Annotated in this window: 5 protein-coding genes and 1 pseudogene; 3 read left to right on the top strand and 3 right to left on the bottom strand. The window is 46.0% G+C overall.

From position 1 onward, the window contains the following. Positions 1–195 precede the first annotated feature (195 nt). Complete coding sequence (locus F6K53_RS34530) at positions 196–2610, top strand: SDR family NAD(P)-dependent oxidoreductase (protein WP_293083814.1); 2415 nt, start codon at positions 196–198, stop codon at positions 2608–2610. A 135-nt stretch (positions 2611–2745) separates the two neighbouring features. Then, positions 2746–4149: a condensation domain-containing protein gene (locus F6K53_RS34525; protein WP_293083811.1), complete on the top strand. Its 1404-nt coding sequence runs from the start codon at positions 2746–2748 to the stop codon at positions 4147–4149. Positions 4150–4276: 127 nt separating this feature from the next. Here the strand turns inward: F6K53_RS34525 and F6K53_RS34520 are convergent, their stop codons facing one another. The 3 genes from F6K53_RS34520 to F6K53_RS34510 form a co-directional block, all read right to left on the bottom strand. Further along, positions 4277–4954 carry a hypothetical protein gene (locus F6K53_RS34520; protein WP_293037912.1) on the bottom strand — a complete coding sequence of 226 codons (678 nt, stop codon included), beginning with the start codon at positions 4952–4954 and terminating at the stop codon, positions 4277–4279. A 27-nt stretch (positions 4955–4981) separates the two neighbouring features. Continuing rightward, positions 4982–5590, bottom strand: coding sequence for an MFS transporter (locus tag F6K53_RS34515; protein WP_293017299.1), 609 nt, complete (start codon positions 5588–5590; stop codon positions 4982–4984). Between the two features lie 636 nt (positions 5591–6226). Continuing rightward, positions 6227–6616, bottom strand: a complete 390-nt coding sequence (locus F6K53_RS34510; RefSeq protein WP_293037915.1) for a RidA family protein — start codon at positions 6614–6616, stop codon at positions 6227–6229. A 442-nt stretch (positions 6617–7058) separates the two neighbouring features. On the opposite strand from F6K53_RS34510, the pseudogene F6K53_RS34505 reads away from it, so the two are divergent. Then, a pseudogene (locus F6K53_RS34505) lies at positions 7059–7267 on the top strand (glutamine synthetase); the annotation flags it as partial.

Genomic DNA, 7267 nt, shown 5'->3' with positions numbered 1-7267 from the left:
CTCTTCTAGGGGTCGGGTTTGCACCGCCATCCGGATGAATAGTTGTAATCTTTCGGGGTTGTCCCCGCGAATTACCTAAGTCTTACCCCTCCTGGTAAAGGAGGCTCTTACTTAGAACAAGCCGCACGTCCTACCTTCGTAGAACAGCTCAAACAACGCAGCCAAGAATGGGGATTTGATTTCATCGAAACTAAGGTGTTTGATATTTCTGACAATCCTCTGGATTGGGGCTTTAAATTAGGTCATTTTGACATAATTTTGGCCCTCAATGTGGTTCATGCAACCCCTCAGATTGAGAGTACCCTCTTCAATCTCCAGTCCCTCCTGGTTCCTAGTGGAACCCTCGTACTAGTGGAGGCCACTCACACCCCACCTTGGGTAGATATGGTTTGGGGTTTGTCCAAAGGCTGGTGGCAGTTTGAAGATCGGCATCTTCGTCAGCGTTCGCCTCTCTTAAGCCAATCCACTTGGGAAACTCTTTTGAGGGAGCAAGGATTCGCTCTGGTGGAAAGCTTACCTCAAGATTCCAAGAACCAAGCCGCAACCGATACAGCCCTGATTATAGCCCAGTCTCCCGCGCGAGCTGGGGAAGCCTGGGATCGGGAGGCAGATCCAGAAGAAATTACCCGCCATCGTATACGTCGCCTTCTGGAGATCGAGCAGCTTGGAGGCCAGGTGCAGGTTTTGACCGCCGATATCGGCGATCGCGATGCTCTCAAAACCCAAATTGCCGCAGTTGAAACTCACTTCGGTGCCATCAATGGAGTCATCAATTGCGCTATGGTTCTGGACGATGGCTTGATGCAGCTGGAAACCCCGGAAAAGACCCATCGGGTGTTTCAACCTAAGGTATGGGGAACTCAGTTTCTGTTTGAATTGACCGATAATCCCCAGCGAGATTTCTTCGTCATGAGTTCTTCTCTTGCTTCTACCATTGGGCTTTATGCGCAAGCAGACTACTGTGCAGCTAATGCTTTTCAGGATGTTTTTGCCCATCGAATGAACTCACAGAGCGATACTTTTGTTTGTTCTATAAACTGGGGGATTTGGAGCGAAGCGGGGGCTGCCATGCGCCTGCTGATGGATTCGAGCATTGCGGCACCTCGCCAAACCTGGGTTAACCATCCCCTCTTTGAATATTGCGTAGATGCTGGACCTGGGCGAAGAGTTTATCATGCTAGGCTTTCCACCCAACGCCATTGGATTGTGGCCGAACACCGATTGGGCGATCGCCCCCTAGTGCCGGGTACCGGTTTTCTGGAGCTTGCTCGGGCAGCTTATCAGGATTGGCAACCCTGCACCAGCGTGGAGCTGCGGGGGGTTTATTTCCTGGAACCCCTATTAGTTCCCGAATCTACCCACAAGGAAGTAAGAATTGTCCTTGAAGAAAGGGAAACGGCTTGCGACTTCACTATCTTTAGTTTGGAGCCCGAGACAGGTTGGTATGAAAATGCTCGGGGAAATCTGGTTACCCTATTGCCAGAGGATAACAAAACCATAGCATATAATCTGGAAGCTTTAAAGCGGTCTCTTACTCAGGAGCGGCCCAGAGAGATGGGAGTTGCGGCAAGCATAAAGGAACTAAAATGTTTTGGTGATGTTTGTGTGGGTCCGCGTTGGTACAAATCAATGTCGAATATCTTTGTTGGGCAGAACCAAGCCTTGACAGAAGTTATCTTGCCCGACGAATATAAAAAGGATTTGGAGCATTACCATCTCCATCCGGCCATGTTGGATTTGGCGACGAGCTTTGCTTCGACTCCTGAGGCTTTTTATTTGCCCTTTAGCTATAAGAAACTGCGACTCTATCACCCCCTGCCCCAGCAAATAACAGCCTATGCCCGTTATTTAGATAAGGGCCAATCGGGTGCGGCAACTCTCTCTGTGGACATTTTGTTGCTAGATTCTACGGGTGCGACTTGTGCCAGCATTGAAGGTTTTACCTTGAAGAAAGTGACCGCTGAAGTTTACGAGACTTCATCAAGTCCCGTTGCCCCTCCAGATCTTCATCCTGAGCTGCGTCAGGGGATGAGTGGAGTTGAAGGAGCTGAAGCCTTCCGACGCATCCTCAACCAATCCTTACCCCAGGTTCTAGTGTCTACCCAGGATTTTGCCGGGGTTCGGGCCCAGAACAAAGCGAAGACAATGGTGCGTTTCAAGGAAAGCGCTTTGCCTGAACTGCGGGAATTTACGGCAGCCCAATGGCAATCTCACAGAGTGGAGGGAACTGAGACGGTCCAAGGTTCGTTTGAATCCCAACAAGGGATTTCAGCGGATACCGGAGCAAAAGTGGTTGAGATATTTTGTCAAGTGCTTGGGGTGAAGAATATTGGACTTGAGGACGACTTCTTCGAACTCAATGGTGATTCTTTGCAAGCAATTATGGTGACGTCCCGCATTCGAGATATTTTTGGTGTCGATTTGGGTCCCGATGCTCTGTTTGACTATTCCACAGCCGCAGAATTAGCGAAGGCCATTCAAACCCAGAATAAGCCCGTAATTGATCAACCTCCAAACCAGAGCCAGGATGTTGAGGAAATGTTTCTGCGTCAGCAGGTTTACAACCTCAGCGATGAGGAAGTGGAAGCCATGCTCGGTCGGTTGAGTTAGGGGAAGCGGTGGTAAGCTGTCAGGCTACCAACGTAACCAGGGACAAATTCGGCCTAGGGAATGGCCTCTATCCCTGAGAGCTGGAAGCCTTGCACCATTGGCTGTCCCGGCTTAAGTTGGTAGCCTTCAATTTAGATGCGTGTTAGCTTAATTATGGATGATAAAAGAGAACGGTTGCTCAACTTATTGAAACGAGAACAGAAAAAATTTTTGCCCCTTACTCCGGCACAGGAAAGATTATGGCGGATGGAACAGGGCTGCAAGGGGCGACCTGTATATATTATCCCTGGGGCGATTCGATTTCGTGGTGAACTGAATCTTGTGGCTTTTCGCCGTTCTTTGGATTATCTGGTGGAGCGACAGGAAGTTCTGAGGATAACTTTTACTGTGGTACAGCAGCAGGTTTTGCAGGTGCTCACTTCTATGAAGGCGGCGCTGACCGTTCTGGACTTGGAATCTTTTCCGCCTTCACAGCGCCAATCTTTGTCCCAAAATTATTTGGTACAGGAACTGGAAACTCCTTTTGATTTGTCCTGCGGTCCGTTATTTCGGACGCTATTATTGCGGCTATCTTCCCATGACTGGATTGTTTTATTCAATCTACATAACATTATTGTTGATGGGTGGTCCATGGGAATTTTTTACGAGGAGTTAAGTCAAGTTTATGATGCATTTTGTAAGGGGCTTCCAGCTCCTTTATCGCCATTGGGGCTGCGCTATCAGGACTTTGTTCGGGAACTGACCTCTGAGTTCAAGGGTACTCGTCTGGCTGAAGCTACAGCTTATTGGCGGCGGACGTTTCAGAATCTGCCTGATTTGACCTTGCCTCCTGTGCGGAATCGAGACCTTAACAACAGTCATAATGGAGGTAGCCTTGATGTTCGCATTGATAGGACTCAAACAATCGCTCTCCAAACCTTCGCCCAAAGCCAACGGGTAACGCTATTTATGGTGCTGTTAGCAGTATTTAGCATTTGTCTTCATCGTTATTTTCAAGTTGAGAAGCTGGTAATTGCCACACCAACAGCCAATCGGGATCGGAGCGACCTGGAGGGCTTGATGGGACTTTTAGTAAACGTTCTTGTACTCCCCATTGATTTGCGAGGAAACCCAACCTACCGCACTATTTTGTCCCGAATTCGAGCGGTGACTGTTCAAGCCTATGCCCACCCCCAGGTTCCTTTTAACCAACTGCTCCCCGATCTGCCGTTTCCAGAACCCGATGCCCGCAATCCCCTTGCCCACTTCCTGCTGGCGTACCACGGATTTAGCCTCAAACCCCTCGCCTTCCCCAATTTAGAGATGGAGTCATTGAAGTACCCCATCAAAACCAGTCGCTACGAACTAGGACTGCACCTCTGGGAAAATACCAAAACCCATCTCTCCTCAACATCAGCGGAGCATGGGGGACTGAGTGGAACCTTTTTTTACGGCAGTGCGCGTTTTGATTCGGTGATGGTCGAACAAATCATCAGCAAATTCCAGCAGGTACTCCAACAAATGATTGCTCAGCCAGATGCTTGTTTATCAGAAAAGTGAGGATTCGGGGCACTGGAGAGCATCCAGTTCAATGGAAGCTCGAAAGCTTTACACCGTCAGTTTGATACGATGGGGTAAAAATCATTCAAGCCTTTAATTGGTAAGGGATTGAGCTGATTCAAGTTAATTAGGCTGAACCAGTAGCGGATTCGGGGGTGGGGATCGCATCGGGAAGTTCATCTTCAATAAACCGCAATCGCGGATACTGATAAGCGCCAATGGTTATCATCACAATCAAGATCCCCACCACAATAAAAATCAAGTCAATACCTCGGCCAGTTCCAGTACCTATAATTTTACCGAGGCTATTGGCTAATTGTCCATTAACCGCCATAAGGGGTTCAAAGACAAGTTCGTCTAAAGGACCTGCTATAAGGGCGGCCAGAGGAATACAGGAACGGGCTACCATACGTCTTAGCGCAAATACCCTTCCCTGGAGTTCAGGGGGAACCTTTTGTTGCCAAATGACCTGACTGCAACTAAAGATAATTGGCGCACAGAAATAAAGCGCAAAATTCGCGATCGCCAGCAAAAGAATTGAACTATGGCATCCCGTTACAATTACAGATAAAGCGAGCGCCAAAAATAGCACGAACATAGTATCGATATATCGTTTTGTTCCCGACCAGACAATCAATGTCAAACTACCTAACACCATTCCCATTCCCCCAATGGATTCGATCCAACCAAAGGCGACCGTTGAGAACAAGGATAAAACTAGAGGCGCAAACAAAACTGCAATAAAGCCAATCAAAAAATTACAGGTGGCAAAAAAAACAAGCAGGCTTAATAACCCTGGTCGCATGGCTATATAATTCCAGCCATTAAAAAATTACCCAAGCAAAGCTTTAATGCTAATATTTAAACTCAAATCGACGTTCTTGGGTTCTGGAAAGCGAACCAGCAGCAACGTTAGCAAAGCAAAACTAAACGTAATCAAGTCAATGGCAATAATCCCCTGTAGTCCAATACTAACCAGCAATACCGCAGCTAATACAGGGCAAAACAGCTGTCCGATCGCTTCTGCTACCTGGGTCATACCGCTGGCTCGACTGAGCTGATCGTGGGGAACCAAAAGAGTTGTGGCTGCCGCATAGGCAGGCCACTGAAATGTATTGAGTACACAGTTTATTGCTGTTAAAAGGTAAACATAATAAATGCTCAAGCTGTTGTTTACAAGCAGAATTGCAATTCCTAAGGTACAAATACAATTACCAGAATCGCTGAGAATCATCACCCAACGGCGGGGCCAGCGATCTACAAGAGAGCCTGCTAGAGGAGTAATTACAATCAACGGAAGTGTATTGCATAGAGTGATTAGGGTAAACAATGTGACAGACTGCGTACTTTGATAAACCCAGACTCCTAAGGCGAAGCGCGTTAGCCCAGAGCCTATTAGGGAAACTAATTGCCCGAGCCAAATCAAAATGAAATATCTCATGGTTTCCATCCTGTGTATGGATTGTATTTTAATCCAGAATTGTTGATTGTTATAACCCACATTACCCACTTCCATATGTAGTATTAAGATTTACATAAATTAAAATAAGAATCATGAGCAAAAAAAAATCAACCATGGTTGATTTTTCGACACAAACTTACTCTTGTCATTTTTGATGTCAAAAATCGTACCTGTGATTTCCACCCCTTGAGGTTTAACGACTTCTTCTAATCCGTCAATTTATTTCTCTGAAAGCGCTCAGTCCACTTTCGCTAAGGGTGATGGGGTAGGCTCTGTAGTTAGAGAAAGAGATAGTTATGGGATCACTGCGACGGTTATAAATGTTAGGGTAATCCCAGTGATTTGGTATAAATTGTACTTGACAAAACTAAGTTTTTACAATTGCAATTCGGACTATAAAATCTCTCCATAATGAAGGAAACTGCATAGAGAATAGGGCTTGTCTGCAAAGTAAATTCTCCAAGGTATTTGGGTAGCGATCTCCCAGAGAGCTCGTTTCGCAAATGGGCATGATTATAGGCATGATTACTGAGCGATCGCCAAATTCCAAATTCAATATCGAATCGATTAGATAAATACCATTGATTTTTCTGTATAGATTAAGACAGACAAGCCCTAAATCACAGCAATACATTCAATCTCGACTAAAACATCCTTAGGTAGTCGGGAAACCTCAACACAGGCACGAGCTGGAGCCTCTTCCTCGTTAAAGTATTTGGCATAGATCTGATTTACTGTGGCAAAATCATTCATATCTGCCAGAAATACCGTGGTTTTGACTATGTCCGGGATTTTAGCTCCAGCAGCGACTAGGATAGCTTCAAGATTAGCCATTACCTGTTCTGTCTGCTTGGCGACATCATTACCACCAACAATCTCACCGGTGCTAGGGTCAAGGGGAATTTGACCAGCGACAAAAATCATTTGACCGCTGACTGCGATCGCTTGATTGTATGGTCCTACGGGTGCTGGGGCATTGGGGGTACGGATAATCTTTCGTGTCATAGTCTTCAGTCGTTCCAGGATGGACAAGTTGACACATTCCAAGATAGCAGTTTGAGCATTCCCATCTCAGCTTTATCCCTGACCGATACGTCTTGACCTTGGTAGTAAGGAGGTCAAGAATAGGGGGATGATGGGTAATAGTGGTATTAGTAGGATGAGGGGCAAGAAAGTGCTATGTCATCAATGCACCTCATTATCAGTAGTATCAGTAATCAGCACTAACGCACCAAGACCCTTCAAACCGGGTTTCTGGTTATAAATCAAAGGCTGATATCCAGTAATTATATTAAGAAACCGGGTTTATGCTTAAGTCCTGTAACCATTAACTAGTAACAATAGTAACCATTAATTATTAATTATTCTATACTGAGTCTAGATTTTGGAGAGGATATTTGCTACTAGTTAAAAACCACAAAAACTAATAACTTAAAAAAAATTTTTAATGAAAAATAAAATCCTGAACACTATAGATGAACTAGGTATTCGATTTGTGCGTATCCTCTGGTGCGACAATGCTAACATCATCCGTGGTAAAGCAGTCCACTGGAAAACCTTACCAGACTACCTCAAGCACGGTGTGGGCATTTCAGCAGCCCAGCAAGCTCTACCGGTGATGTATGATGTCCCAGTCCCAGGCAGTGGCTTGGGACC

It is taken from the genome of Moorena sp. SIO4A1 (assembly GCF_010672065.1).
Lineage (GTDB): Bacteria > Cyanobacteriota > Cyanobacteriia > Cyanobacteriales > Coleofasciculaceae > Moorena.
Note: the sequence above shows the minus strand (reverse complement) of the source record. Positions and strands in the feature narration are given on the sequence as shown.